This window comes from Catenulispora sp. MAP12-49 (assembly GCF_041262705.1).
In the GTDB taxonomy this organism is placed as follows: domain Bacteria; phylum Actinomycetota; class Actinomycetes; order Streptomycetales; family Catenulisporaceae; genus Catenulispora.
Genome location: NZ_JBGCCP010000016.1, coordinates 1 through 26,613 on the forward strand (window position 1 = coordinate 1; position 26,613 = coordinate 26,613).

Consider the following 26,613-nt stretch of genomic DNA (forward strand, 5'->3'; position numbering starts at 1 on the left):
CTGCTGGACCTGGTCCGGCTGCGCGGCGCCTACGACAAGCGCCCCCACCAGCTCTCCGGCGGCATGCGCCAGCGCGTCGCCCTGGCCCGCGCCCTGGCCCAAGACAGCCCGGTACTGCTGATGGACGAACCGTTCGCCGCCCTGGACGCCATCACCCGCGACGTCCTGCATGAGGAGCTCATCCGGCTGTGGGAGGCCACCGGCCTGGCGGTGCTGTTCGTCACCCACAACGTGCGCGAGGCCGTCCGCCTCGGGCAGCGGGTGGTGCTGCTGTCCTCGCGTCCCGGCCGGGTGGCGCGGGAGTGGCGCGTGGACATCCCGCAGCCGCGCCGCATCGAGGACAAGGCGGTCGCCGACCTGTCGGTGGAGATCACCGACCACCTGCGCAAGGAGATCAGCCGCCATGGCCGCTGACACCCATACCACGGGTCCGGCCGGCGACACCCTCGCACACATCGAAGCCGGACTTGACGCGCTGGAAACATCCACGGAACCGGAGTCCAGCAGACTCAAAAGCGTGGCCGCCGCCGTCTTACCGCCGATCATCGCCGTCGCGTTGATCCTGGCCGTGTGGCAGATCCTCTACGCGGCGAAGATCTGGCCGGACTGGAAGCTGCCCGGACCCTCGCAGGTGTTCAGCTCGCTGAAGGACACCTTCTCCGAGGGCGACGCCTGGGGAGCGGTTGGCCACAGCATCGCCCACGGCGCGGTCGGCTTCGGCGCCTCGGTCGCGATCGGCACGCCGCTGGGCATCATGACGGCCCGGTTCAAGCCGGTCCGCGCAGGCCTCGGACCCATCCTGTCCGGCCTGCAATCCCTGCCCTCGGTGGCCTGGGTCCCGCCGGCCCTGATGTTCTTCGGCCCCACCCCGGCCATGCTCTACACCGTCGTCCTGCTCGGCGCGGTGCCCTCCATCTCGGTCGGCGTCATGTCCGGCCTGGACCAGGTGCCGCCGCTGTACCTGCGCGTCGGCCACAACATCGGCGCCCGCGGACTGGCCTCGGTGCGGCACGTGCTACTGCCGGCCGCACTGCCCGGCTACCTGGCGGGCCTGCGGCAGGGCTGGGCCTTCGCGTGGCGCTCGCTGCTGGCCTCTGAGATCATCGTGCAGTCCGCGAATCTCGGACATTCCTTGGGATTCCTGCTGAAGAACTCCCAGGACGCCAACGACATGTCCGGTGCGTTCGCGGCGATCGTGCTCATCCTGGCCGTCGGCGTGGCGGTCAACCAGCTGCTCTTCGCGCCGCTGGAGCGGCGCGTGCTGAAGGCGAGGGGGTTGGCGTGAACCAGGCACAGGCGATGCTGGCGGTCGCCCACGGGAGCCGGGACCCGCGGCACCGGGAAGTCATCACAGGGCTCGTGGACGCGGTGCGCGAGCAGCGGCCGGAGCTGCGCGTCGAGACGGCCTTCCTCGACCACTGCGGCCCCACCGCCGCGCGGGCCCTGCACGGCCTGGTCCGGGACGGGTACCAGCACGTGAAGGTGGTGCCGCTGCTGCTGAACACGGCCTACCACGTCCGGCAGGACATCCCCGCGGCAGTGGCCGCGGCGCACGAGGCGCTGCCCCGCCGCTGGCGGGCCGGCGTGACCGAGCCGGTCCTGACCGCGCCGCTGGGCCCGCATCCGCTGCTGACGGCCGGGCTGGAGCGGCGGATGCGCGAGGCCGGGGTGTGGCCCGGCGACGAGGAGGCCTCGGTGGTGCTGGCCTGGGCCGGATCCTCCGACCGGGTCGCGGCCGCGGCGGTGGACGAGCTGGCCGAGGGCTGGCAGGCCAGCGGCTGGGAGCGCGTGGTGGCGGTGCCGGCGGTCGGCGACCTGGCCGGCGAGGTGGTGCGTGAGCTGCGCGACCGGGGCGCGCGGCGGGTCGTGGTGGCCCCGTACTTCCTCGCGCCGGGATTCCTGGCCGACCGCATCCGGGGCTCGGCGCTGCGGGCCGGGGCGGACGCGGTGGCCGCCGAGCTCGGGGACGCGCCGGAGGTGGCCGCCGCGGTGCTGGCCCGGTTCGACGGCGCGGTCTCGGCCTGCCTGGCGCACGTGGCCTGACGCGGGCCTGACGCGGGCCCGGGGCGTCCGCGATCCGAACACGGCGGAATCCGCGCGGCGGGAACAGGGTTGCAAGCATGCGAACCACCGCAACCTTTGAAAGGATCCGTGTATGCGCGCGATCGTCGTCAGCCAGACTGGCGGACCCGAGGTCCTGCAACTCACCGACGTGAACCCCCCGAAGCCGGGGCCCGGTGAGCTCCTGGTGGAGGTCGGCGCCGTCGGCGTGAACTTCATCGAGACCTACCAACGCACCGGGCTGTACGCGACGGACCTGCCGTTCACGCCGGGCGCCGAGGTCGCCGGGCACGTGCTGGAAGTCGGCGAGGGCGTGACGGACTTCCGGCCCGGGGACCGGGTCGCGACCGTGAACGCCCGCGGCAGCTACGCCGAACAGGTGATCGTGCCCGCCGACCGGGCCGTGGCGGTGCCGGACAACGTGGACGTCCAGACCGCCGCCGCCGTGATGCTGCAGGGCATGACGGCCCACTACCTGACGCAGAGCACATATCCGATCAAGGCCGGCGAGACCGCCCTGGTGCACGCCGCGGCCGGCGGCATGGGCCTGCTGCTGACCCAGCTGGTGAAGGCCGCCGGCGGCAAGGTGATCGGCACCGTCTCCAGCGACGCCAAGGCCAAGCTGGCCGCCGAGGCCGGCGCCGACGAGGTGATCCGCTACGACCAGGTGGCCGGCGAGGAGCTGGCCGCCGAGGTGCTGCGCCGCAACGGCGGGCACGGCGTGCACGTGGCCTACGACGGCGTCGGCAAGGACACCTTCGAGGCCTCCCTCGGCGCGCTGCGCGCGCGCGGCATGCTGGTCAGCTTCGGCAACGCCTCCGGCCCGGTCCCGCCGGTCGCCCCGCTGCGACTGTCCCAGGCCGGCTCGCTGTTCCTGACCCGCCCGACGCTCGTGAACTACATCGTGTCGCGCCAGGAGCTGGAGTGGCGCGCGAGCGACCTGTTCCGCTGGATCCAGGACGGCACGCTGACCGTGCGCGTCGGCGCCACGTTCCCGCTCGGCCAGGCCGGGGAGGCGCACGAGGAGCTGGAGTCGCGCAGGACGACCGGCAAGCTGCTGCTGGTCCCGTAAGCCTTAAGCGCGGCTCGCGGCCGGTCCCCGACCGGCCGCGACGGCGCACAGGAGCGCGGCGGCCGCCGTGACGACCGGCCCGGCACGCATGGATGGCGTGAACGCGTCGACGCCCTGGAGTTCCGAGTGGAACCGGAAGGCCGCCAGCAGCGCGCACAGGACCAAAGCCAGCGCCGCCAGCAGGGACAGCCACGCCAGGTGCGGCGCGGGCACGATCAGCCGCAGCACCGACAGCACGATCAGGCTGATGCTCAGCCACTGCAGGGTGTGCAGGCAGGCGACCACGGCGCCGATGCCGTCCGCGACCGGCAGCCGGTCGCCCATGAGGTCGAAGCCGGACCAGGACGGACTGCCGTCGTCGTAGCCAGCCCAGGGGATGGCCAGCGAGCCCAGGGTCAGCACGGCGAAGCCGAGGGTGGCCAGCGCGTTGGCACGGGACGGACTGGCCGCGCGCGGCGCGGGCACCGGGGTCGGCGTGGGCGGCGCGACGTCGAGCATGGCGCCCATGTTCACGCATATCATCGGACCGAACAAGGGCCTTGATAAAGCGCGGGACTCAATCGAACTTCTGATACATCACATGGATCCCGACATAGCCGTGCTCCCGGCTCTTGTACGCCTCCGGGACGGTGCCGATGATCTGGAACCCGATCGACTGCCACAGGTGCACCGCACGGGCGTTGCTCTCCACCACGGCGTTGAACTGCATCCCGCGGTAGCCCTGCTCGCGGGCCCACTTCAGCGTGTACTCGCCGAGCGCCCGGCCGACGCCCCGGCCCGCGGCCGCCGGATCCACCATGTAGCTGGCGGTGGACACGTGCGCGCCGGGGCCGGGCCGGTTCGGGCCCATCTTCGCGCTGCCCAGGACCGTGCCGTCGGCGTCGACCGCGACGACGGTCAGCCCCGGAGGCCGCTCCATCCACATGGCGCGGCCCTCCTGCTCGGTGGGCTCGTAGGGGTAGACGTAGGTCTCCCCCGCGGCGCAGATGGTGCGGAAGAACGGCCAGATGTGCGGCCAGTCCTCGTCGGCGGCCGGGCGGATCTGCATGTCCATGGCGCGAGGATAGCGGCGGGTCGGCTGGAGCCGGTCTGGTTTACGGCGCCGATGAAGGTGCCGGGCTGCGTTCGACTCTCACGAGGCGAGCACGCGCTTCTTCTCCGTCTTGACGTCGTAGTCGGCCGGCGGCCACTCCGGCCCGATCCGCTCCAGCGTCTCGATGAGCAGCTTGGTGATCGCGTAGTTCCGGTACCACTTGCGGTCGGCCGGGATCACGTACCAGGGCGCCGTCTCCGTCGAGGTCAGGCTCAGCGCCGCCTCATACGCGTCCTGATATGCCGGCCAGAGCTTGCGCTCCTTGACGTCGTTGGTGTTGTACTTCCACAGCTTCGTGGGGTCGTCCAGCCGGGCCAGCAGGCGGTCCTTCTGGGTGTCGCGGCCGATGTGCAGGAAGCACTTCACCACGGTCGTGCCCTGGTCGGCGAGTTCCTGCTCGAACTCGTTGATCAGGCCGTAGCGCAGCTCCCACTGCTCGCGCGGGACCAGGTCGCGGACCCGGACGATGAGCACGTCCTCGTAATGGCTGCGGTCGAAGACGCCGACCATGCCGGGCGTCGGCAGGGCTTTGCGGATGCGCCACAGGAAGTCGTGGGACAGCTCTTCCTCGGTCGGGGACTTGAACGAGGTGATGCGCAGGCCGCCGGGATCCATCACGCCGGCCACATGCTTGACCGTGCCGCCCTTACCCGAGGTGTCCATGCCCTGCAGCACGAGGAGCAGCTTCTTGGACGCCGGCTCGGTGCCGCCGCGGGACTGCGCGAACAGGCGTTCCTGCAGGTCGGCCAGCCGTGCACCAAGTTTCGGGAGCTTGTGCAGCGCCTCATCCTTCGAGTCGACGCCGGGGTGCGCGTCAGACGCGATCTTGTGCAGCTTGACAGGGGATTCGGGGGCCCGCAGCAGATGCGTGAACGACTTCGCCATGAAGGAAGAGTGCCATCCGGGCTAACGTTCCGCATGCCATGGCGGCCGTTCCGGGCTAGGCGCCGGCCCCGACAGAGGTCTGCGCGGCGTCGGCCAGGGCCACGCCGTCCCGGGCCAGCGCGGTGATGCGCGAGATCGCGCGCAGGTACTTCTTGCGGTATCCGCCGCGGAGAAGTTCAGGGGTGAACAGGTCGCCGAGCGGCGTGCCGGAGGCGACCACCGGGACCTTGCGGTCGTAGAGCCGGTCTATCAGCACCACCAGGCGCAGGGCCACGTTCTGGTCCTCCAGCGGCCGCACGCCGGTGAGCCCGACCGCGCTGACGCCGTCTATCAGGGCGCCGTAGCGGCTGGGATGGACCGCGGCGAGCTCGCCGGTCAGGCCGTCGAAGGCGTCCAGGGTGGCGCCGGGGTTCTCCTCCACGGTGCGGGCCACGACGTCCTCGGAGACCGGGGCCGGCGGGGTGGGCAGGTCGCGGTGCCGGTAGTCGGGGCCGTCGACCCGCAGCACCTCGAAGCGCGCCGACAGGGCCTGGATCTCGCGCAGGAAGTCGGCGGCGGCGAAGCGGCCCTCGCCGAGCTTGTCCGGCAACGTGTTGGAGGTCGCGGCCAGCTTCACGCCGCGGTCGGACAGCCGGGTGAGCAGCGTGGAGACCAGGACGGTGTCGCCGGGGTCGTCGAGCTCGAACTCGTCGATGCAGACCAGCGCGAAGTCGGACAGCCGCTCCACCGCGGCGGCGAAGCCGAGGGCGCCGACCAGGCTGGTGTACTCGACGAAGGTGCCGTAGGCCTTCTTCTCACGCGGAGCCGGGGACTCGTGCCAGAGCGAGGCCAGCAGGTGGGTCTTGCCGACGCCGAAGCCGCCGTCGAGGTAGACGCCGACCGCGCCGGACGCGGGGGCCTTCTTCTTGAACAGCCCGCCGCTCTTCTTCGGCGGCGCTCCGACGGTCGCGGCGAAGGCCTCCAGCCGATCGCGGGCCGCGGACTGGCTGGGCTCGGCCGGGTTCGGGACGTAGCTGGAGAAGCGCACCCGGTCGAACCGCGGCGGCGGGACGAGGTCGGCGATCAGCCGGTCGGCACCGACGTCCGGCCGGCGGCCGACGAGGGTCGCGGCGGGCGCGGAGACTATCGGAGCAGACGTCGGCACTCTTCCAATGTCGCAGGCCGGAGCGGGTATGCCGCACCATCCGGGGGGTGTAATTGATCACATGTGAAGCCAGTCACAAAGCCTTGTGCGGCGGGTGGATGAGCCCCGCGTGTCAGAAGTCTCCTGGTGTGATTCGCTGGTCCCATGTATCAGCTGTTGCCACCCTCGAACCGCAGCCGCCAGGTCGACCTGGCGGAGGTCTACGCCTACCCCACCGGGGCCCGGCGCTGGGTGCGGGCGAACATGGTCGCCTCCGCCGACGGCGCCGCGACCGCCTCCGGCAAGTCCGAGGGGATTTCCGGCGAGGCGGACAAGCGCATCTTCGGCGTGCTCCGCGCGCTGGCGGACGTGGTGCTGGTCGGGGCCGGGACGGTACGCGCCGAGCAGTACCGGCCGGCGCGGGTCCGCCAGCAGTACCAGGAGGCGCGCGCGGCGGCCGGCCAGGCCCCGACCGCGGCCATCGCGGTGGTCTCGCGGGCGATGGACCTGGACTGGACGATGCCGCTGTTCACCTCCCCGGCGGTGCCGACGATCGTGCTGACCGCGACCGACGCCCCGCAGGACCAGGTCGACGCGGCCGCCACAGCCGGCGCCGAGGTGATCGCGGCCGGTACCGGCGAGGTCGACCTGGCCCTGGCCGTGGACCGGCTGGCCGAGCGCGGACTGGGACGGATCCTGTGCGAGGGCGGCCCGCACCTGCTGGGGCAGCTCGCGGCCTCCGGCAAGCTCGACGAACTGTGCCTGTCGACCGCCCCGCAGCTGCGCGGGGGCGACTCGATGCGGGTGCTGGCCGGGCCGGATCTTACGGGGGGATTACCGCTGATACTGCACAGCCTGCTGACGGAAGACGGGTTCCTGTTCTCGCGTTATCTAGTCGGGGGAACACAGAGTTCCGTCTCTGAACCCGCTAAGGAAGGGTGATCAGCATGGTCGAGAAGGTGCAGAAGTCCGAGACGGAGTGGCGCTCGCTGCTCACGCCGACGGAGTTCGCGGTACTGCGCGAGGCCGGCACGGAGCGGCCGTGGAGCGGGGAGTACGTCTCCACGCACACGGAGGGCACCTATCACTGTCGGGCTTGTGACGCGCCTTTGTTCCGTTCACAGGCGAAGTACGACTCGCACTGCGGGTGGCCGTCGTTCTACGAGCCGGGCGAGGGCGACGCGGTGACCCTGCACCAGGACGTGAGCCACGGCATGGTGCGGACCGAGGTGCGCTGCACGGCGTGCGGGTCGCACCTGGGGCACGTCTTCGACGACGGCCCGATGGAGCACGGCGGGCAGCGGTACTGCATCAACTCGGTGTGCCTGAAGCTGGACGAGGACGCCGACGCCGACGCTTCCTGAGGACCGGCTCAGCTGCCCCGCTGCCACCGCGCGGCGCCGGCAGCCATGCCGAGCAGCGCCACCGCCGCGAGCAGGGCGGTGGCCGCCAACGAGGTCGGCGGGATCGGGTGCATCCCCGACTTCAGCGGCGGCCACGCGGTCAGCACGCGGGGATTGAGCAGCGAGGACAGCACGGGGGTGGTCCGCAGGGACTGCTCGGCGTCCGCCAGGGTCTTGGCGATGACGGGCAGCCCGCTGATCAGGCGCCCGGCCGCCAACGGCACGGCCAGCGCCACCACCGCCACGGCCACCGCGACCGACGCCCGGTACCACGCGGTCAGCCACCCGACGGCGAGCCCGAACAGCCCGGCCGCCGTCGCCGCCGCGGCAGCCGGCGCCACACCCTGCAGCACGGGGTCGGCGGCGGCACCGTCGGGAATGAGGGTGCGGTCCCCGGCGTAGGCCCACGCCAGGGCGAGCGCGTAGCCGAGGGCCGCGGCCAGCGCGACCATGGCCCCGGTCAGCGCGGAGAGAAGTGCGGTGAGCGTGGCCTTGGCGACCGCCAGCCACGCACGCCGCGGCACCACCGCGAGAGTCACAAAGCGCATGGCGTAGTGCCGCTCGTGCCCCGAGGCCGCGGCACCGATCACGACAGCCGCGGCCAGCGCGGGCAACGTCCCGGCCAGGCGCAGCAACGCCACCACCCGCTCCGAGGCACCGGCGGACACCGCCAACGCGGCCGCCACCCCGAACGCGGCGGCCACCAGGGCAGCGCCTCCCGGCACCCGGCGGGTGGCCCGCAGACTCCCGAGCCGGCGGAGTTCGTAACGGTACGCAGCAATCATGCGGAAGCTTCCTGCTCTGCCGGGGCCGCCTCCGCGACCGATGCCTGCTGCTGACTCTGCTGGTGGGCCTGCTGGCTCTGCTGGCTCTGCTGGCTCTGCTGGCTCTGCTTCGAAGCCCGAGCGGCCGCCGCACGCCACGGCGTCATGCCGTCGCTCGCGGCACGCTGCTCAGCGGCGGGCGCGACGCTGAAGGGGACGGCGGGCTGGACCAGGACCGGCGACGCGGCCGACTCCGGGGACGGAGCCGACGCGGGGGCGGACACCGGCGCCGACGCGGGTGTCAACGCCGGTGCCGACGCGGGTGCCGACGTGGGTGCCGACACCGGCGCGGCAGAATGCTGCGGCTTGTTCCGGCCCCAGCGGAGGCCGAAGCCACTGGTGCGGCGCGGGAGGTCGCGGGCCTTCGCGGGGGTCAGCGCGACGCTGCGAACCACGGTCGGCTCGACGGTGGCGGCGGCCGGGGCCGGCTCGATCTCGGGCTCGGTCTCGGAACGCTCCAGAGAAGCCGGTACCGGAGCGGCAGCCGATGCCGCCGATGTCGGTGCGGGAGCCGCCTGCGAGCCCTTCACGGCCGACCAGCGGGAGCCGGCGACCGAGCCCTGGGTACGCCACGAACCGACGGCGCTCGGCTTGTTGTCGGCGGGTTGCTGGTCAGACTTCTCGGCTGTCGATTCCTGCGGGGACTGCTCCTGCGAAGACTGCGCATCCGACGCGCTGCCGGGCTGGCTCGGCTCAGAAGCCTGTGACCCCACAGTCGGCTGAGAAGCCTGAACCGCGACACTCGGCTCAGCAGCCTGCGCCCCGACACTGACTTGAGCCTGCACGGCGAAGCCCTGCTCCGGAGCCTGCACTGCGACATTCGGTTCAGCAGCCTGTGCGCCGACAGTCGGCTCAGCAGCCTGCACCCCAGCGTTCGGCCCGGCGGCCTGTGCCGCGCTACTCACCTCAGGCGTGTGCGCCCCGGCCGCCGTCGCGGTAGTCGTCTGCACCGGCGGGGGAAACGTCACCTCTCCGGCAGCCGCATCCCGCGCCGCCCGGACCTCGGCCTCCGTCGCCGTTTCCGGCCGCTCGGCCTCGGCGCTCGCCTCCGCCGCGGCCTCGACGAGCTCCGCTTCCTCGATCTCCTCCGCGATCTCCCCCTCGATCTCCTCCACGGTCCCGTCGGCGACCACGCGGACGCCGGAGTGCCAGGTGCCGGTGCGGTTGAGGCCGGGGAGGAGTTCCTTCTGGCGGGGGACCGGGTGCAGGCCGAAGACGTCGTCGTCGTGGCCGATCTCGCTGAGTTCGTGCAGGCACACGCCGGCGATGTGCGCCACTTCGCCGATGCGGGCCCGGTCCAGGCCGCGGACTTGGAGGGCGCCGGGGCCGGCGGGGGCCAGGTGGGCGCCCTCGGATTCCAGGGCGGCGGCCAGGCGGGCGGCCTGGGGGCTGCGGACCTGGACGACGGTGGCGCGGCGTTCGTCGAAGACCTCGGCGGCCGAGCGGCTGGCGATGACGCGGCTGAGGCCGTCGTGTTCGTCGCGGCGGAGCACGACGACGTGGTCGGCGGTGCCGGACAGGGTGTCGGGGTCGGTGGCCGCGACCAGGACCGTGCGGCCCTGGGCCGCGTAGGCGCGGATCAGGGCGTGGAACCAGGACATGCCGTGGCTGTCGAGGGCGTGGGGCTCGTCGAGGATGAGCGCCGCCGGGTCGCCGAGCAGGGCGGCGGCGATGGCCAGGCGCTGGCGCTGGCCCGCGTCCAGGCGGCCGCAGCGGACGGTGGCCTGCGTGGACAGGCCCGCGACCTCCAGGACCTCGGCGACGCGCGGCTTGGGCACGCCGCCGCCGGCCGCGTAGAGCTGCAGGTGGGCCTGCACGGTGCGGCCCGGGTGGACGGCGTCGGGGTTCAGGGCCAGGCCCACCTCGCGGACCGCGGGGCGCAGGGCGCGGTAGGGGCGGCCGCCGAACAGGGTGCGGCCGCCGCCGGGTTCGAGTTCGACCATGAGGCGCAGGACTGTGGACTTTCCGGCACCCGGCGCCCCGAGCAGGGCCGTCACCTGGCCCGGATAGACGTCGAAGGAGACCTTCTCCACGGGTCCGCCGCCCGCGCCGCGGGACCGGCGGGTGCTGGTCAGCTCGATCGCCTCGATCACCGCGACTCCTTTTACTCCGGGCCTTTGCTGCCGCACGGCGCCGGCCGTCCGGCGCCGGTGTCCATCGGTTGATCACCGTCCGCGACATCGCTGTCCGCTACGGTATCCGTGATCACTCACGGGACCCGGGGAAATCACCGTGAAGAGTGATGAAGTGTCGCAGCCGACTGCCTACCGCCCGCTTCTGGACAACCCCGCTCAGGCGCGCGCACCATGAGAGGAACCCCCACATGCGAGGAGGTCTGCTATGGGCCTCGCCCCCGCCCTCCCCCTTTCCACCGCCATCGCCGAACACCTGGCCGCGACCGAAGGCAAGCACGGGCTTTACGCCGAGATAGTCGCTGCCGACCCGCGCCTGACCTTCGCGGTCCAGACGCTGATCCGCGAGCACACCGAACTTCGCCGCGCCATCCAGCGCGACCTCGCGAGCATGAACGAGAAGCAGCTGGCCGAGCTGTCGCGGCGGCTCGACCGGCACTGCCAACGCGGCAACGATCTGGTCTACGAGGCCTACGTCGTGGATCTGGGCGGCGAGCACTGACCGCCGGGCCCCACCCGGCCCGCTCAGCCCGCCCAGCCCACGCAACCCACCCGCACGCCCGGCCCACGCCGCGCGCCAGCACCGACGCGCGTCAAGCACCGCCGCGTGCTCAGCTCACACCGAACGCCCGGCCCACGCCGCACACCCAGCCCTGCCGCACACCCAGTCCCGCCGCGCGCCCGGCCCCGTCAGTCCGACGACGGCCGCAGCATCGGCGGGTTCAGCAGCGTCGCGGTCCCCCGGGTGAACAACTGGGCCGGCCGGCCGCCCTGCCGCGACGTGGTCCCGCCGGTCGGCACCAGGAACCCCGGCGTGCCGGTCACCTTCCGGTGGAAGTTGCGCGGGTCGAGCTGCACGCCCCACACCGCCTCGTAGACGTTGCGCAGCTCCCCCACCGTGAACTCCGGCGGGCAGAACGCCGCGGCCAGCGACGAGTACTCGATCTTCGAGCGCGCGCGCTCCACCCCGTCGGCCAGGATCCGCGCGTGGTCGAACGCCAGGCCCTCCGATCCGGGCAGCGCCGCGACCGGGAGCCACTCGGCGGCGCGCGCGTCGCCGCCCGCCGCCGGGAACGGCCCCTCAGAGCCCTCCTGCAACGAGGTCAGCGGGGCCAGCGCCAGATACGCCACCGACACCACCCGCATCCTCGGGTCCCGGTCCGGGGCGCCGTAGCTGGCCAGCTGCTCCAGGTGGACGCCGTGGTCGGGCACGGCGTGCAGACCCTGCTCCGCGTCCTGCCCGACCTGCAGGCCCAGCCCGGTCTCCTCGGCCAGTTCCCGCACCGCGGCATCACCGAGGCTCTCGTCGGGCTTCACGAACCCGCCGGGCAGCGCCCACCGGTCGGCGAACGGCGGCTCGCCGCGCCGCACCGCCAGCACGCTCAGCCCCTGCTCGGCGACGGTCAGCACGACCAGATCGACGGTCACCGCGAACGGCGGGTAGTCGGTCGGGTCGTAGTCCGGGTCGAGATCGCGTGGCATCCGTTCATCCTAGCCTGATGTCGTCAGTGTGACGAGAACTGGGGTCGGCAGGCCGGATCCCGGTGCCCTCGCGCCCGGTAAATCAGAGGTCAGCACTGCCGGGGCGGCCTACGATCGACCCATGGCGAATCAGGATCCTGAACGGATCACCATACTGGCCTACGAGAACCTGCCGGACAGCCCGACGCCGATGCGCGCCGTCGCCGATTGACTGATCGACCACGGCATCGACTGGCTCCCGTTCGCCCCGGAGGACATCCTCATCCACCTCTACTGCGGACGCCGCGCCGACGGGCACTGGCACGGCTCGTTCTCGATCATGATCAGCGCGGATCTGCTCCGCCCCCTGGGCCTGCACCCCGACCAGCCGTGGTCGCGCGTCACCGGCCCGGAACGTCCCGCCTGGGCCCGCGCCGAGGCCCTGCGGCACATGATCGGCTCAGGCAAGCACCGCAACGGCTAACCGCCGCGGGGTCATCCCGCTCCCGGTGAACCGCCACGCGGCGATCTCGACCTCGGTGACGCGCAGCGCCATCGGGGCCGAGGCGCGCCGTTCGGCGACCCAGTCGATCAGGGCCCGCGCACGGGTGACCGGCGCGGCGAAGTGCAGGACGTTGAGGTACCAGAGGTCGCGCCGGAACTCCTTCTCGAGCCAGGCGTCCGGACCGAGGGCGGCGGCATAGGCGGCCGACAGCCGGTCCGCGGTGTCGTCGGCCGGGACCGCGCACGCCATCACCGACAGCGGAGTCAGCGTCAGGCCGGTGACCGCGAAGGTCAGGGGCCGGACGCCGGCGACCGCCGTGCGCAGGGCGGTGGCGTAGCGCGCGACGCACGGGTCGTCGTCCCCGATGTCGGCACGCGGCCACTCCAGCGCGCGCACGGTGAGGTGCGAGTTCTCCGCGGCGCCGGTCAGCCAGTGACCGTCACCGGCGACCGCCGCCGCCTCGTGCGCCAGCGCTTCCAGCGACGCCGCCGCCTCCGGATCGGGGCGCAGCACCACGGACACGCCCCACCGTCTGCCGTCACCTGGCGGCGCCACCTGGATCCCGTGCGAGCCGGCGGCCAACGCCGCCGCTCCGTCGGCGAAGAGCTGATCGAATGTGGCACGTTCGGTCCTGCGCGGCAACGGTTCACTCACTCGGCGACTCCGCGTCTCCATGTTCCAGGCCGGGACTGTCCAGGCGGAAGGGAAGACACATGACCAGCTTCGCCCGGTTGCACCTCCGCGTCGCCGACCCGGCGCTGCCGCCTTATCGCCGACTCAGTTGTCTGCGGTCCGCTCTCGAACACTTCGCGCCCTACGGGCTGCGCTCGACCTACATGTATCTCACTGTCGTCGCGGGGATCCCCAGGGACCTGAACGCGGACACCACCTCCTTGGTACGGGCTGTCAATGAGCTGGCGGCCGCCCGGGCCCGTTGGCTCTCGGGCATGGAGCCCTTGATCCAGCGTCGCCGCGAGCAGAAAGCGGCCGGGAGGCGGGCGCTTCCCGACGCTCGGTTGTGGGACGGACTCTGGGGCCTCGCAGTCGGCTTCCGCGACGACCCGCGCTGCCGGCCCGGTATGACGCTGCTGGACTTCGTAGAACGCCGGCTCCGTCAGTTCGACGGCGACCGGCTGCCGGGCTGCCCCGACTGCGGCGGGGAGGACACCCGGGCGACGGCGACCGGCCACGGCTTCGTGGAGCGCTGCGCGGAGTGCGACCTCATCCTGGCGCCGTGCACCTGCGGCTCGACACACTTCGAGCTGGCACCGGGGCCGGGATGGTGGCCCGCGATCTGGCGGCGCGAGCACATGGACGATGTCGGGCGTCCCGATCCCGGCTGGCCGGGCTGGCGGAGGCCGCCGGCGGATATTACGAACCAAGGAACCTCCCGGCCAAGTGCTGGTGCAGGATGACCTGCGGTGATGTGATGGGTTCGTGGCAGAGGCGTGGGACGCCGACCGCGGCGGGCCCAGTGCCGCCGGCGGCGGTGACGGACCCGGCCGGCGGGACCGCGAAGGGCGGCCGGTCGGACGGCGTGTCGTGTTCGGTGTGGTGGGGCTGGGCGCCCTGGGGGTGCTCGGCGGGTCGACCGTGCAGCGGTTCCTGGCCGATGTGGCGCAGCACGACCCCACAGGGCTCACGAACCTGCTCCCGCTGGGAGACCAGTTCCGCATCTACACGGTGACCGGGAGCGTCCCCACGCCCGATCCGACCACCTACCGGCTGTCCGTCACGGGGCTGGTGGACCACCCGCAGCACTTCTCGCTGACCGATCTGGCGGCGCTGCCGCAGACCGACATGGTGCGGGACTTCCAGTGCGTCACCGGCTGGCGGGTGCCGAAGGTGCCGTGGAGCGGGGTGCGCCTGCGGGACATGCTCGCGCTGGCCGGGGTGCAGAGTTCCGCGAAGGCCTTGCGGTTTGTGTCCTTCGACGGGACGTACACCGAGTCCCTGACCCTGGACCAGGCCCAGAACCCGGACATGCTGATCGCCCTGAAGATGCTCGGCGGCCCGGTGAGCCACGACCACGGCGGGCCGGTTCGCCTCTACGCGGCGCCGATGTACGGGTACAAGAGCATCAAGTGGCTCTCGGAGATCCAGGTGGTGGACGCGGTCCGTCCCGGCTACTGGGAGGGCTACGGCTATGACATCGACGCCTGGGTCGGAAAGTCGAACGGGAGGACCGGCGATGTCCCGACCGGCTGAGGGCGGCGGCGGCCGGCGGCCGATCGAGCGGTTCACGCTCGCCGAGCGGTCTGTGCACCGCGCGACCGCCGCGTTGATGCTGACGTTGATCATGACCGGGGCAGTGCTGTACCTGCCGTCGCTGTCGGTCGCGATCGGGCACCGCCCGGCCGTGGCGCTGATCCATCTGTACTGCGGCTTCGCACTGCCGATCCCGATGGCGGCCGGGCTGTTCTCGCGGGCGTATCGGGCAGACGTGCGGCGCTTGAACCGGCACACCGACACCGATCGCGAGTGGCTGCGCGAGCGCGCCTGGCGGCGGGAGAAGGCCCGGGAGCTCGCGTTGCCGGTCGGCAAGTTCAACGCCGGCCAGAAGCTGAACGCCGCCTTCCAGTGCGGCGCGATCCTGGTGATGGCCGGGACCGGGACGCTGATGTGGTTCCCGCACCTGGTCGGGGTGTCGGCCCGGACCGGTGCGACATTCGTGCACGACTGGCTGGCGCTGGCGATCGGGTTCGTGGTGATCGGCCATGTGTGGTTCGCGCTGAACGACCGCCAGGCCCGGATCGGGATGCGGACCGGCTATGTGACGCGCGGCTGGGCGGAGCGGGAACATCCGGCCTGGGCGGCCGAAGTGGCGGCGCGGAACCGGCCCGGAGACCAGACCCCTGGACCGGACACCGTGCACGAGGCGGAGGACCGCGCGGCCCGCGGTGAGGCGGGCGCGCGCGATCGGGTGGAGGGCGGCGCCGTTCATCAGGCGCGGGCCTGGGACAAGTAGTCGACCCGGACCGCACAGGGCTTGCGGTGCGGTGCGACGACGACGACGTCCATGGGGTCCGCGACCGGACGCAGGTGCGCCGCCATGAAGCGGTCCCCGCCGGCCGGGTAGCCGTCGCTCAGACAGCACGACGACGCGGGCAGGCCGGCGGCTGTCGCATCAGCGATCTGCCCGGAGGTCTGCCCAGCGGCCGGTGCCGCTGCGGGTGCCGGTGCCAGTGCTGGAGCCGGTGCCACAGCCGGCGCCGGAGTCATGGCCCCGTCGGGGATGTCGGCATCCGCTCGAGACGGGACCACCATCTGCTTGGTGTTGGCCGGCCCGGCGAACGGGACGAGCGGTTCCGGGAGGACGCGGGAGCGCACAGAACGCGAGGCTGCGGGGTCCCCGGAGCGCCATTCCGTGGACGCGTCGCCCGGGGGCATCGAATCGGTGGAGCCGTCCGGGCCGGTCGAGTCGGCGGGGCCGGCCGGGATCTGTGCCCCCGAAATCTGTGCCCCCGAAATCTGTGCCCCCGGATTCTGTGAAATCTGCGCAGCCGGAGCGCCGGAACCGTCGGCGCGCAGACCGGTGGGTGCCACCCGGTAGTCCGCGATCTCGCCCCGCTTGCCGTCGGGAAGGATGACGGGCCGTGGGTGGTCGATCGGCAGGCCGGGGTCACCGAGCCAGGGGGCGTGGCGACCATCCCAGGCCGGCACGGTGAGCGTCCAGCCGCTGGCCGTCCAGCCCTGGACCGTCACGACACCGGGGCCGGGCGGGACCTGGCCGGGCGGAAGGTGGTGCCGGGCCTGGGAGGGCGCCTCGGTCGTGGCCGTACCGGGGCCGCCGGCGGAGGTGCTGCCGAAGGCCATGCCCGGCAGCAGCGGCACGGCCAGCGCCGCGATCGCGACGGCGACTCCGGAGGTTCCGCGGCGGGCACGGGGAAGGCGGAGCTGCGGCTGAGCCGGGATCGGCGTGGCGACTTTCTCTATGCGGTTCATGGGATCTCCACATCGGGTTCGTTGGGGACGTTCTCGGTCGAGCGGGGAGCAGGGATCGGGGCCGGAGCGGTGTCCGGATCTGTCGGGTCGACCGCGCTGCCGAAGCGGTCTGCGGCAGCGGAGTCGACGGCGTCCTCGCCGAACAGGTCGCGCCGCGTGCTGGCGGCGGACTCGCGCACGCCCTCGCCGTCGATGGCGTGGTGCAGGCCGGCGCGGATCAGCGAGGCGAACTTGTACTCGGGATCGATGGCCAACGCCCGGTCCACCGCGCACTGCGCGATGGCGGGCCGGCCGATCGCCCACGCCGCCCACGCGGCCAGCGCGTAGGGGGCGAGGCGAAGATCAGGATGCGGCGCCCGCCGGGCCAGCTCCGCGCCCAGGCGCAGCAGCCGCCCGGCGGAGTCCACGGTCGCGGCGGCGCAGGCCAGGTAGTCGCGGACCCGCCAGTTGAGCAGCGCGACCAGCAGCTCGGCCGCCTCGGCGTCGGTCATGGCCGGCGGCGCGAGCAGGGAGCCGGGCGGCTCGGCGAGCGCCCCGAGCGGGATGCCCTCCGGCGTGGCGGCCAGCGCCGGAATCCGGTTGGTCACGCGGCGGGGGGAACGCGCGGCCGGGACGACGGCGTTCGAGGCCTGCGCCGGGGCGCCGGCGTCCGGAGACGCATCGGTGTTCGGCGAGGTGTCGGTGTTCGGCAAAGCGTCGGTGTCCGGCGAGGCGTCGGTGTCCGGCGAGGCGGACCGGTCCTTCTGCCGGGCCGCCTCAGCCGTCGACGGCACGTCGTCAGCCGCGGCCAGAGCCGCGGTCGCGCTGCCGGACAGACCGCGGCGGCCGGCCCGGGGGCCTTCGGCACGGGACGCGCGCGGAGCGGGTCCCGCGGCGTCGTCGCCGCACCGGGCCAGCAGCACGTCCATCAGGCGGCGCGCGTCGGCCAGGCCGGCGTCCGTGTCGTACCAGGCGGGGTCGAGGTGTTCGACGGCCGCGGCGGTGCGCGCCAGGATCTCCCGGGGGTGCGGGTCCAGGGTCGCTTCCAGGGCCTCGCGGCTGGCGTAGACCGTGTGGCCGCGGGCGGCGAAGGCGCCGGACAGGCCGGCCGGGGCCTCGGCGGGGACGACGGTGCCGGCCGCCGGGCAGCAGCGGTTGTTGCGGCACATGTAGGACCACCAGCGGCCGTTGGCGGTGTAGAGGGCGTCGACGACGGTGACGCGCTCCTCGCTGGCCGCGGCCTCGAGCTGGGCGCGGAACGCGGCCATCAGCTTGCGGCAGTGGTCGGGGCGGGCCTTGGCCCCGGTGGCGCCGCGCGGGCCGAAGGCGACCAGGATCGCCAGGTCCGCGTCCTGGTCGCGCAGGCGCGCCGCGAGTTCCAGGGCGGTGCTGCGCTCGTGGCCGCGGACCTGTTCCAGGTCGATGCGGACGCCGTGCCGGATGAAGCTGCCGCCTTCGGCCGAATGGCTGACGCCGAGCACCACCAGGCTGTTCTCCGGATGGAAGCCGAACAAGAACGGGATCGAGGCGACGACGGAGCCCGGAGAGGCCAGCCGGACGGTGCCGGAGGGACCGGCGGCACCGGCCGGGGCGGCCGCCTTCGCGGCACCGCCGGTCTGCTTATCGGAGTCGGCGCCGGTATCACCACTGCCGCCGGCACCACCAGCGTCACTCCTGGCGTCACCCCCGCCGGCACCGCCTCCGGCCTGGCCCGGGATGCCGCCGCGCGCACCGCGCCGGCGGGGCGGGGCCTCGGATGCGGTCCGGGCGCCTTCGGTATCGGGACCGCCGGAAGAGGGACCGTCGGCGGCGACGGCTCCGGGGGCGGAGGTGAGGTCGTGATCCATGACCGATACTGTGCCGATTCCCGGGCACGGAGTGCGACCAAGACATGACCGACTGTGGATAAACCCCGAGTGGGGACGACTCGTATCCCTCTAACGGTCTAATCCGTACGCTCGCCGGTGCCGCGACCCGCCTGGAAAACATCCGCGTGATCTCAGCGTCTTCTCAACCGGGCGGGGCAGAATGCGGCCATGCACATCCTCGTGGTGGACGACGACCAGGCGGTCCGGGACTCGCTGCGCCGCTCGCTGGCCTTCAACGGCTACGAGGTCGAGCTGGCGGCCGACGGACTCGCGGCGCTGGAAGCGATCGCGAAGCGGCGGCCGGACGCCGTCGTGCTCGACGTCATGATGCCCAGGCTGGACGGCCTGGAGACCTGCCGCCGGCTGCGCTCGGCCGGCGAGGACCTGCCGGTCCTGCTGCTCACCGCACGCGACGCCGTCCCGGACCGGGTCGCGGGCCTGGACGCCGGCGCCGACGACTACCTCCCCAAGCCGTTCGCGCTGGAGGAACTGCTGGCCCGGCTGCGCGCGCTGCTGCGCCGCACCCAGGGCAGCCTGGCCGACGCCTCGGACGCCCCGCTGGCCTTCGCCGACCTCACCCTGGACCCGGCCACCCGCGAGGTGACCCGGGCCGACAAGCCGGTGCGCCTGACCCGGACCGAGTTCAACCTGCTGGAGCTGCTGATGAGGCACCCCCGCCAGGTGCTGACGCGCGCGCAGATCCTGGAGGAGGTCTGGGGCTACGACTTCCCCACCACCGCCAACTCGCTCGAGGTCTACGTCGGCTACCTGCGCCGCAAGACCGAGGCCGACGACCTGCCCCGCTTGATCCACACGGTCCGCGGAGTGGGGTATTCCCTGCGTGAGACGGCACCGTGAGTCCCCTCGTCGCCACTGACCACCTGGAATCCGAGGAGCGCCCGGGACCCTACGAACGGCTGCGCGCGAAGATCACCGAGATGATGTCGCACGTCCCGCTGCGGACCCGGATCACCGCGCTGGTGATGATCGCGGTGGGCCTCAGCGTGGCGCTGGCCTCGATCGCGGCTCTGGTGACGGTGCGGAACCAGATCCTGAGCCAGATGGACAACAGCCTGTACCAGAAGGCCGAGCGGGCCACCGACCTGGTCAACAGCCACGTCGCCGTGGGCCTGCTCGACCCGACCGTGTACGTGGTCTTCCAGGGCGACGGCACCCCCACGGGCCCGTCCAACCTGCCCCTGCAGGTGGTGCAGGACGACATCAAGTTCTCGGACGCCGACCTGCAGGTGGCCCAGACCTCCTCCGGCGACCACTACTCGACGCTGGTCATCGACGGCGTCCACTACCGGGCGCTCAGCGTGCCGATCAAGACCGTCGAGACCCCGCTGCTGCCGCCGAACGAGCGGACCGCGGTGCTGGTCGCGGAGTCGATGGCGGACACCCAGCAGACCCTGAGCCGGCTCACCCTGGTCTCCATCCTGGTCGGCATCGCGGGCATCGCGGTCGCCGGCAGCGCCGGCATCACCGTCGGCCGCGCGGGTCTGCGCCCCGTGGACCGGCTCACCGAGGCCACCGAGTACGTGGCCAGGACCGGCGACCTGCGGCCGATCGACGTCCAGGGCACCGACGAGCTGGCGCGCCTGGCGACCAGCTTCAACAGCATGCTGACCGCGCTGGCCCGCTCCCAGGAGCACCAGAGACGCCTGATCGCCGACGCCGGCCACGAGCTGCGCACCCCGCTGACCTCCATGCGCACCAACATCGACCTGCTCTCGCAGGTCTTCGGCAGCGGTTCGGAGCACGCGGCGCCGGGGACGAACCGGATCCAAATCAGTGATGCCGACCGCGCGGAGCTCATCGGCGACGTGCGCGCCCAGATGGAGGAGCTGTCCGTCCTGGTCGGCGACCTGGTCGAGCTCTCCCGCGACGCCAAGCCGCAGGCCTCTCCGGAGCCGGTGAACCTGGGCGACGTGGTGCGCCAGGCCGTGGACCGGGTCCGCAGGCGCGCCCCGCACCTGAAGTTCGACATCCAGCTCCAGCCCTGGTACCTGGAGGGCGATCCGGCGGCGCTGGAGCGCGCCGTGACGAACCTGCTGGACAACGCCGCGAAGTGGAGCCCGGAGGACGGGACGGTCACGGTGCGCCTGTCCGACGGTCTGCTCCAGGTCGCCGACGAGGGCCCGGGTATCGCCGAAGAGGACCTGCCCCACGTCTTCGAACGCTTCTACCGCTCCACCGAGGCCCGCACCATGCCGGGCTCCGGGCTGGGCCTGGCCATCGTGCGGCAGGCCGCTGAGAACCACGGCGGCCGGGTCGCCGCGGCACGGGCCCCCAGCGGCGGCGCCCTGCTCGGGTTCTGGCTGCCCGGGCGGCCGACCGAGGACGCCGACCCCCAGAACGGCGGCACGGCCGCGAAGGCTTAAGCGGAAGCTGACTCAGCAGGTCACAGGCGCGTTCCCGCTCTGCGGAGGACGCGCCTGATGCCTCTTCTGAAGCAGGTACCGCATAAGGTCTTTATGGGTCAGGTCCCACGCCTGTGGAAACACAGGAGATCCAGGCCTCTTTTTCGGTCACCTCTTGTCCGGGTCTCAGCAGCATTTAAGGTGAACAGGCGAAGCTCCTCCTCATGAACGAACCCTCGAGCAACGCAGGCGGCGTCGGCGGCCTGGGCGACAACGGCGCCAACGAAGCGGCGCACCAGGACGTGAGCGACAGCTTCGGCGCGAACCCCGCCGCGTCCGGCGGCTCGGGGGCACAGGACCCCCAGGCGGTGCCGCCGCAGCAGGACGCGGTCCCCCCGACCGTCGCCTCCCAGCCGGCCGCGCAGACCCCGCAGGCCCCCGCGGACACGAACCCGACGCTGATCCAGCCGGCCGCCGGCCCCTCGGACCAGACCCTGGTCCAGCCCGCAGTCCCGGCCGCTGAGGCGTACCAGGCGCACCAGGCGCAGTCCGGCCCGGTCGGCCCCGCGGGCCCTGCGGGCCCCGGCCCGCAGGCGCCCCAGCCGCAGCCCGGCGCCGCCTTCGGCCCGGCCGCCCAGGCCCAGCAGCCCGGCGGCATGGGCACGCACCTGGGCCCCGGCCCCACGCCCCCGCCGAACTGGGCCGCCCCCTCCGACGGCACTGCCTTCCCGCCCTACACGCCCCCCGGCGGCACCGCCACGGCGCAGCGCTCCGGGCTGAGCGGCGGCAAGATGCTGCTCGCGGTGGCCGTGATCGCCGGCCTGATCGGCGGCGGCATCGGTACCGCGGTCACCTACGCGGCCAAGGACAACAGCAGCTCCTCCTCCGCGGCGGCGTCGAGCACGCGCTCCCCGCTGAACACCAACAACACCGCGCTGAGCACCTCCGGCAGCGTCACGCAGGTGGCCGCCTCCGTCATGCCGAGCGTGGTGGACATCCAGGTCACCACCTCGAACGGCAGCGGCGACGAGGGCACCGGGATCATCTACAGCTCGGACGGCCTGATCGTCACCAACAACCACGTGGTCGCCGCGGCCAACGCCTCGAGCCAGAGCAACGGCAACTCAAACGGGAACGGCAACGGCAACGGCAACCAGAACCCGTTCGGCGGCGGCAGCAGCGGCGGCAACGGGAACGGCAACGGCAACTCCAACGGCAATTCCAACTCCAGCAGCGGCCCGGCGACCATCACCGTCACGTTCAACGACGGCCGGACCGCCACCGCGCACATCGTCGGCACCGAGCCGCTGGCCGACCTCGCGGTGATCAAGGTCGACGGCGTGACCGGCCTGACCAAGGCCTCCTTCGCCGACTCCAAGAACCTGGCGGTGGGCCAGCAGGTGGTGGCCATCGGCTCGCCGCTGGGCCTGACCAGCACCGTCACCTCCGGCATCGTCAGCGCCCTGAACCGCCCGGTGGAGACCCAGGCCGAGGACGGCAGCACGGTGGTCCTGGACGCGGTCCAGACCGACGCCGCGATCAACCCCGGCAACTCCGGCGGCCCGCTGGTGGACATGCAGGGCAACGTGATCGGCATAAACTCCGCGATCGCCTCGAACACCCAGAACTCCGGCGGGCTCGGCGGCAGCCAGCAGCAGGCCGGCTCCATCGGCCTGGGCTTCGCGATCCCGATCTCGGAGGCGCTGCCCATCGTGGACGCCCTGGCCCAGGGCAAGCCCGCGCAGATCGCCTCGCTGGGCGTGGCCCAGTCCGGCAGCAGCGACACCACGACCCGCACCGCCGGCGGCTACAAGGTCGAGCAGGTCACCTCCGGCGCCCCGGCCGACAAGGCGGGCCTGAAGGCCGGCGACGTGATAACCAAGATCGGCGACCGGCTGGTCTACTCCTACCAGGACGTGGCCGCCGCGGTGCGCTCGCACCGCCCCGGCGACGTCGTCCCCATCACCTACACCCGCAACGGATCCTCCACGACCGTCAACGTCACGCTCGGGGTGCTGGCCACCCAGCCGGCCCAGTAGGGGCGGTAAGCGGCAGGCGTACCCTTGAGGGGTGTCTGACGAACGTGCTATCTCGGTCCTCCGCGCCGGCTTCGGCGCGGAGGCCGTTCCGTATCTGGCCGCGTGGGACCTCCAGCGTGAGGTTCACGCCCAGCGTGTCGCCGACGAGATCGGCGACACGCTGATCCTGTTGGAGCACCCCCCGGTGTTCACAGCAGGCCGGCGCACCACCCCCGTGGAGCGCCCCACCGACGGCACCCCCGTCATCGACGTCGACCGCGGCGGCCGCATCACCTTCCACGGCCCCGGCCAACTGGTCGGCTACCCGATCCTGCGGCTTCCCGAAGCGATGGACGTGGTCGGCCACGTCCGCCGGCTGGAGGAGGCGATGATCCGGGCCTGCGCCGAGCTGGGCCTGGAGACCACCCGGATCCACGGCCGCAGCGGCGTGTGGATCCTGGGCGAGCAGATCGAACGCGAAGACCTGGGCGGGCTGAAGCTCCAGCTGAAGACCGTCGGGGCCCCGGTCGAGGAGGACGAGGAGTTCGACCCGCGGCTGGCCGGCCCGGAGTACGCGCCCTCCAACGCCGGGCAGCGCAAGGCCGACCGCAAGCTGGCGCAGATCGGCGTGCGCGTGGCCAAGGGCGTCACCATGCACGGCTTCGCGATCAACTGCGACGTCGACCTGGCCTGGTTCGACAAGATCATCCCCTGCGGCATCCGGAACGCCGGGGTCACCTCGCTGTCCGCCGAGCTGGGCCGGGCCGTTACGGTCGAGGAGTTCGCGCCGCTGGTCGCCCGGCACCTGGACGACGTGGTTTCCGAGGCGTACGGGCTAGTCGGGGCCGTCAAGGAATAGTCCTGCGGGCACGTAGGCTGGTAATCGTAGGAATATGTGGTCCGCGCGGTACGCGGTATGCAGTGTCCACTGATGCAAGGAGACTCGAAGTGACGGCCGTCACCCCAGAACCAGAAGGCCGCAAGCTGCTCCGGCTTGAGGTCCGCAACAGCGCCGTCCCCATCGAGAAGAAACCCAGCTGGATCAAGACCCGCGCCAAGATGGGCCCGGAGTACACCGGCCTCAAGAGCCTGGTGCGCAGCGAGGGCCTGCACACGGTGTGCGAGGAGGCCGGCTGTCCGAACATCTATGAGTGCTGGGAGGACCGCGAGGCCACCTTCCTCATCGGCGGCGACCAGTGCACCCGGCGCTGCGACTTCTGCCAGATCGACACCGGCAAGCCCAAGGCCTATGACACCGACGAGCCGCGCCGCGTGGCCGAGTCGGTGCAGACCATGGGCCTGAAGTACGCCACCGTCACCGGCGTGGCCCGCGACGACCTGGAGGACGAGGGCGCCTGGCTGTACGCCGAGACCGTCCGCCAGATCCACGCGATGCTGCCCGGCTGCGGCGTCGAGCTGCTGATCCCGGACTTCCACGCCAAGCCCGAGCACCTCGCCGAGGTCTTCGGCAGCCGTCCGGAGGTGCTGGCGCACAACATCGAGACCGTGCCGCGCATCTTCAAGGAGATCCGCCCCGGCTTCCGCTACGAGCGCTCGCTGGACGTCATCCGGCAGGCCCGCGACTTCGGCCTGGTCACCAAGTCCAACCTGATCCTGGGCATGGGCGAGGAGCGCGAGGAGATCTCGCAGGCCCTGGCCGACCTGCGCGAGGCCGGCTGCGACCTGGTGACCATCACCCAGTACCTGCGGCCGTCCCCGCGGCACCACCCGGTGATGCGCTGGGTGAAGCCCGAGGAGTTCGTGGAGCTGGCCGAGGAGGCCCGCGAGATGGGCTTCGGCGTCATGTCCGGGCCGCTGGTGCGCTCCTCGTACCGCGCGGGGCGGCTGTACAAGGAGGCTGTCGAGGCGCGCGAGGCGGCGGCTGCCGGCGCCGGCGTCCCGGCGTGACGTTCGCCGCATCGGCCGGGGCAGCTCAGCCGGGCTTGAGCGCGAAGCGTAAAGAAGTTTATTAGGACGTTGCTATATACGACCCCGGTCCAGGACGGACCGGGGTCGTTTCATATAGCGGGTGCGGGGAATGCCCGGCATTGCGCAACGCGTTACCACGAGTTGACCCGCTACACCAGACCCTGTAACAAAGAAACCTGATAGTGGTGGTGGCCCGCCACCGGCTCCGTTCCCCGACGTCCCGCTTTTTCTTCTGGTCGAGGTTCCGCAATGAGCACCGCAACGTCCTCCGCACCCACTCCCCCGACTCCCACCGCGGCGTCCTCCGTCCGCACGATGATCCTCACCTTCGAACGCCGGGTCCTGCGGGCCGGCGGGCAGCGGGGCGCCTTGGCGAACGCCCGCGCCGCCGTGCTGGAGGGCCAGGAGCGCGCCGCGCTGCGCGCCGAGGCCCACGAGTCGCTCACCAGGATGAGCGTCGGAGGGCGGTAACCGGCGCCGATAAGCCCGAACTGGTTTACCACCGGGCGCCGGCACCACGTATCCTGCGTGGCATGGCACGCGACACCACGACGAAGACCCCCGCCGGCGGGGATGCGCCCAAGAAAAAGGGCCGGCTGACGCAGATCCGCGAGGTCTACGGGATGACCCGCAAGGAGGATCCCAAGCTTCCGCTGGTTCTGGCCGCCTGGGCCGCGGGCGCCCTGGTGGTGTTCGTGGTGCTGGGCTTCCTGCTCGGGTCTCCGGTGTTCTACGGGATCTTCGGCATCCCGGTCGCGGTGCTCGCCGCGATGATCGTCTTCGGGCGGCGGGCGCAGCGTGCGGCCTACTCCTCGATCAAGGACCAGCCCGGCGCGGCCGCCTCGGTGCTGGACACCCTGCGCCGCGGCTGGGACGTCACCCCCGGCGTGCGCTTCAACCGGCAGCAGGACATGATCCACCGGGTGCTCGGCCGCCCGGGCATCATCCTGGTCGGCGAGGGCAACCCGAACCGGCTCAAGGCGCTGTTCACCGAGGAGCGCCGGCACCTGACCCGGCTGTTCGGCCCGGACGTGCCGCTGGTCGGCCAGGACATCGTGGCCGGCGACGAAGAGGGCATGGTCCCGCTGGGCAAGCTGAACAAGACGGTGATGCGGCTCAAGCCGGCCACCGGCAAGGGCTACCTGCGACCGGCTCAGGTGCAGGAGTACCAGAACCGGCTCAAGGCCGTCGGGCCGAACATGCCGATCCCGAAGGGGCCGATGCCGCGTAACGGCAAGATGCCGCGGGGCCAGATGCGCTGAATCGTCGCAAGCCACGTCAGCCGGCCGTAACTCCGGCGAAACGCCATGGAACGCACGACGGCCCGCGACCGGTGATCCGGTCGCGGGCCGTCGGCGTTCGCGGGGTGGGCGGCCGGGGGGGGTGGTAGCAGTACCGACGGCCTGTATGCGTAGCGCGGACGGGCTAGCGGGTACTGATGATCATCGTGCGCGCGATCCGGTCGTGCAGGCCGCGGCCGTCGGCGTCCCAGACCACCGGCGGGATGACCAGGAACAACAGCACGGTGCGCATGCCGATCGCGTACAGCGAGGCCCGGCCGCCCTGGTCGGAGCCGACCCGCAGGCCCAGCAGCGACATCCCCAGGGTCGAGCCGCTGATCGACAGCCCCACCAGGTAGATCACCGCCAGCGCGCTGAGCGCCGCGAACTGGCCGTTGCGCAGGAGCCGGTCGCCGACCAGCAGGTAGGCCGCCCCGTAGGCGATCGCCCAGTCGATCATCAGCGCGCCCAGCCGGCGGCCCATCGAGGCCATCGAGCCCGGACCGGTGCGCGGGAGGCCAAAGCGCTGGCCGGAATAGTCGGACGAGGTCATGGCGTCCACGGTACCCCGCACGGTTTCGCACTCCGTCACCAGCGTCGGGTGGAGCGCTTGCCGTAGTGCCGAACGGCCCGCGGGGTAAGTTGGAAGCGTGCCGGGCTCTGTGTAACACG

29 protein-coding genes are annotated in these 26,613 nt (G+C 72.2%); 18 read left to right on the top strand and 11 right to left on the bottom strand.

Going from position 1 to position 26,613, the window contains the following annotated elements; all coding sequences use genetic code 11:
• The 4 genes from ABIA35_RS26485 to ABIA35_RS26500 form a co-directional block, all read left to right on the top strand.
• Positions 1–414, top strand: a 414-nt coding sequence (locus ABIA35_RS26485; protein ID WP_370359722.1) for an ABC transporter ATP-binding protein, incomplete at its 5' end; no start/stop codon positions are given.
• Positions 404–1,285 (top strand): ABC transporter permease, encoded by an 882-nt coding sequence (locus ABIA35_RS26490; protein ID WP_370341871.1) that lies wholly within the window; start codon positions 404–406, stop codon positions 1,283–1,285. The genes ABIA35_RS26485 and ABIA35_RS26490, both read left to right, overlap by 11 nt.
• The gene (locus ABIA35_RS26495; RefSeq protein WP_370359723.1) at positions 1,282–2,043 is read left to right on the top strand and encodes a sirohydrochlorin chelatase; all 762 of its coding nucleotides are present in this window, start codon (positions 1,282–1,284) and stop codon (positions 2,041–2,043) included. The genes ABIA35_RS26490 and ABIA35_RS26495 overlap by 4 nt, the downstream gene beginning before the upstream one ends.
• Positions 2,044–2,155: 112 nt before the next feature.
• Positions 2,156–3,133 carry a quinone oxidoreductase gene (locus ABIA35_RS26500; RefSeq protein WP_370359724.1) on the top strand — a complete coding sequence of 326 codons (978 nt, stop codon included), beginning with the start codon at positions 2,156–2,158 and terminating at the stop codon, positions 3,131–3,133.
• Positions 3,134–3,136: 3 nt separating this feature from the next.
• On the opposite strand, the gene ABIA35_RS26505 is transcribed toward ABIA35_RS26500, so the two are convergent.
• The 4 genes from ABIA35_RS26505 to zapE all read right to left on the bottom strand — a co-directional run bounded on the left by ABIA35_RS26505 (position 3,137) and on the right by zapE (position 6,255).
• Complete coding sequence (locus ABIA35_RS26505; protein WP_370341874.1) at positions 3,137–3,646, bottom strand: hypothetical protein; 510 nt, start codon at positions 3,644–3,646, stop codon at positions 3,137–3,139.
• A 43-nt stretch (positions 3,647–3,689) separates the two neighbouring features.
• The gene (locus ABIA35_RS26510; protein WP_370359725.1) at positions 3,690–4,187 is read right to left on the bottom strand and encodes an N-acetyltransferase family protein; all 498 of its coding nucleotides are present in this window, start codon (positions 4,185–4,187) and stop codon (positions 3,690–3,692) included.
• 78 nt (positions 4,188–4,265) lie between these two features.
• Complete coding sequence (locus ABIA35_RS26515) at positions 4,266–5,111, bottom strand: PPK2 family polyphosphate kinase (RefSeq protein WP_370359726.1); 846 nt, start codon at positions 5,109–5,111, stop codon at positions 4,266–4,268.
• A gap of 55 nt (positions 5,112–5,166) precedes the next feature.
• A complete protein-coding gene (gene zapE, locus ABIA35_RS26520; protein WP_370341877.1) occupies positions 5,167–6,255 on the bottom strand; it encodes a cell division protein ZapE in 1,089 nt (362 codons plus the stop codon).
• A gap of 144 nt (positions 6,256–6,399) precedes the next feature.
• Here zapE and ABIA35_RS26525 point away from each other — a divergent pair, with 144 nt between their 5' ends.
• Positions 6,400–7,176: a pyrimidine reductase family protein gene (locus ABIA35_RS26525; protein ID WP_370359727.1), complete on the top strand. Its 777-nt coding sequence runs from the start codon at positions 6,400–6,402 to the stop codon at positions 7,174–7,176.
• Between the two features lie 5 nt (positions 7,177–7,181).
• A complete protein-coding gene (gene msrB, locus ABIA35_RS26530) occupies positions 7,182–7,598 on the top strand; it encodes a peptide-methionine (R)-S-oxide reductase MsrB (protein ID WP_370359820.1) in 417 nt (138 codons plus the stop codon).
• 8 nt (positions 7,599–7,606) lie between these two features.
• Here msrB and ABIA35_RS26535 read toward each other — a convergent pair whose 3' ends face one another.
• Both ABIA35_RS26535 and ABIA35_RS26540 read right to left on the bottom strand, forming a co-directional pair.
• On the bottom strand, positions 7,607–8,422 hold the full coding sequence (locus ABIA35_RS26535; protein ID WP_370359728.1) for a hypothetical protein: 816 nt from the start codon (positions 8,420–8,422) through the stop codon (positions 7,607–7,609).
• Positions 8,419–10,554 (bottom strand): ATP-binding cassette domain-containing protein, encoded by a 2,136-nt coding sequence (locus tag ABIA35_RS26540; protein ID WP_370359729.1) that lies wholly within the window; start codon positions 10,552–10,554, stop codon positions 8,419–8,421. The genes ABIA35_RS26535 and ABIA35_RS26540 overlap by 4 nt, the downstream gene beginning before the upstream one ends.
• A gap of 247 nt (positions 10,555–10,801) precedes the next feature.
• Here ABIA35_RS26540 and ABIA35_RS26545 point away from each other — a divergent pair, with 247 nt between their 5' ends.
• The gene (locus ABIA35_RS26545) at positions 10,802–11,095 is read left to right on the top strand and encodes a hypothetical protein (protein WP_370341883.1); all 294 of its coding nucleotides are present in this window, start codon (positions 10,802–10,804) and stop codon (positions 11,093–11,095) included.
• A 188-nt stretch (positions 11,096–11,283) separates the two neighbouring features.
• Here ABIA35_RS26545 and ABIA35_RS26550 read toward each other — a convergent pair whose 3' ends face one another.
• Entirely contained in the window at positions 11,284–12,075 is a 792-nt protein-coding gene (locus ABIA35_RS26550) for an NUDIX domain-containing protein (RefSeq protein WP_370359730.1), read from the bottom strand.
• Between the two features lie 319 nt (positions 12,076–12,394).
• Here ABIA35_RS26550 and ABIA35_RS26555 point away from each other — a divergent pair, with 319 nt between their 5' ends.
• Entirely contained in the window at positions 12,395–12,538 is a 144-nt protein-coding gene (locus ABIA35_RS26555) for a hypothetical protein (RefSeq protein WP_370341886.1), read from the top strand.
• Here the strand turns inward: ABIA35_RS26555 and ABIA35_RS26560 are convergent.
• Positions 12,515–13,213 (bottom strand): hypothetical protein, encoded by a 699-nt coding sequence (locus tag ABIA35_RS26560; RefSeq protein WP_370359731.1) that lies wholly within the window; start codon positions 13,211–13,213, stop codon positions 12,515–12,517. The genes ABIA35_RS26555 and ABIA35_RS26560 overlap by 24 nt on opposite strands.
• Before the next feature lie 59 nt (positions 13,214–13,272).
• On the opposite strand from ABIA35_RS26560, the gene ABIA35_RS26565 reads away from it, so the two are divergent.
• The 3 genes from ABIA35_RS26565 (at position 13,273) to ABIA35_RS26575 (ending at position 15,527) form a co-directional block, all read left to right on the top strand.
• Positions 13,273–13,974 carry a hypothetical protein gene (locus tag ABIA35_RS26565; protein ID WP_370341888.1) on the top strand — a complete coding sequence of 234 codons (702 nt, stop codon included), beginning with the start codon at positions 13,273–13,275 and terminating at the stop codon, positions 13,972–13,974.
• A 127-nt stretch (positions 13,975–14,101) separates the two neighbouring features.
• The gene (locus tag ABIA35_RS26570; RefSeq protein ID WP_370359821.1) at positions 14,102–14,767 is read left to right on the top strand and encodes a molybdopterin-dependent oxidoreductase; all 666 of its coding nucleotides are present in this window, start codon (positions 14,102–14,104) and stop codon (positions 14,765–14,767) included.
• On the top strand, positions 14,751–15,527 hold the full coding sequence (locus ABIA35_RS26575; RefSeq protein WP_370359732.1) for a cytochrome b/b6 domain-containing protein: 777 nt from the start codon (positions 14,751–14,753) through the stop codon (positions 15,525–15,527). The genes ABIA35_RS26570 and ABIA35_RS26575 overlap by 17 nt, the downstream gene beginning before the upstream one ends.
• Here ABIA35_RS26575 and ABIA35_RS26580 read toward each other — a convergent pair.
• Together ABIA35_RS26580 and ABIA35_RS26585 are read right to left on the bottom strand one after the other, a co-directional pair.
• Positions 15,503–16,504 carry a hypothetical protein gene (locus ABIA35_RS26580; protein ID WP_370359733.1) on the bottom strand — a complete coding sequence of 334 codons (1,002 nt, stop codon included), beginning with the start codon at positions 16,502–16,504 and terminating at the stop codon, positions 15,503–15,505. The genes ABIA35_RS26575 and ABIA35_RS26580 overlap by 25 nt on opposite strands.
• Positions 16,501–18,330: a DUF4192 domain-containing protein gene (locus ABIA35_RS26585; RefSeq protein WP_370359734.1), complete on the bottom strand. Its 1,830-nt coding sequence runs from the start codon at positions 18,328–18,330 to the stop codon at positions 16,501–16,503. Before ABIA35_RS26585 ends, ABIA35_RS26580 begins: the two co-directional genes overlap by 4 nt.
• A 189-nt stretch (positions 18,331–18,519) precedes the next feature.
• Between ABIA35_RS26585 and ABIA35_RS26590 the strand changes: the two genes are divergently transcribed.
• The 7 genes from ABIA35_RS26590 (at position 18,520) to ABIA35_RS26620 (ending at position 25,923) form a co-directional block, all read left to right on the top strand.
• Complete coding sequence (locus tag ABIA35_RS26590) at positions 18,520–19,209, top strand: response regulator transcription factor (protein WP_370341895.1); 690 nt, start codon at positions 18,520–18,522, stop codon at positions 19,207–19,209.
• Positions 19,206–20,735 carry a sensor histidine kinase gene (locus ABIA35_RS26595; protein ID WP_370341896.1) on the top strand — a complete coding sequence of 510 codons (1,530 nt, stop codon included), beginning with the start codon at positions 19,206–19,208 and terminating at the stop codon, positions 20,733–20,735. The genes ABIA35_RS26590 and ABIA35_RS26595 overlap by 4 nt, the downstream gene beginning before the upstream one ends.
• A gap of 203 nt (positions 20,736–20,938) precedes the next feature.
• Positions 20,939–22,753 (top strand): trypsin-like peptidase domain-containing protein, encoded by a 1,815-nt coding sequence (locus ABIA35_RS26600; protein WP_370359735.1) that lies wholly within the window; start codon positions 20,939–20,941, stop codon positions 22,751–22,753.
• 31 nt (positions 22,754–22,784) lie between these two features.
• Positions 22,785–23,591 (top strand): lipoyl(octanoyl) transferase LipB, encoded by an 807-nt coding sequence (lipB, locus tag ABIA35_RS26605; protein WP_370341898.1) that lies wholly within the window; start codon positions 22,785–22,787, stop codon positions 23,589–23,591.
• Between the two features lie 89 nt (positions 23,592–23,680).
• A complete protein-coding gene (gene lipA, locus ABIA35_RS26610) occupies positions 23,681–24,640 on the top strand; it encodes a lipoyl synthase (RefSeq protein WP_370341900.1) in 960 nt (319 codons plus the stop codon).
• Between the two features lie 270 nt (positions 24,641–24,910).
• Positions 24,911–25,132, top strand: a complete 222-nt coding sequence (locus ABIA35_RS26615) for a hypothetical protein (RefSeq protein WP_370341901.1) — start codon at positions 24,911–24,913, stop codon at positions 25,130–25,132.
• A 62-nt stretch (positions 25,133–25,194) separates the two neighbouring features.
• Positions 25,195–25,923: a DUF4191 domain-containing protein gene (locus ABIA35_RS26620; protein WP_370341902.1), complete on the top strand. Its 729-nt coding sequence runs from the start codon at positions 25,195–25,197 to the stop codon at positions 25,921–25,923.
• Between the two features lie 163 nt (positions 25,924–26,086).
• On the opposite strand, the gene ABIA35_RS26625 is transcribed toward ABIA35_RS26620, so the two are convergent.
• Positions 26,087–26,494: an RDD family protein gene (locus ABIA35_RS26625; RefSeq protein WP_370341904.1), complete on the bottom strand. Its 408-nt coding sequence runs from the start codon at positions 26,492–26,494 to the stop codon at positions 26,087–26,089.
• Positions 26,495–26,613: the final 119 nt, after the last annotated feature.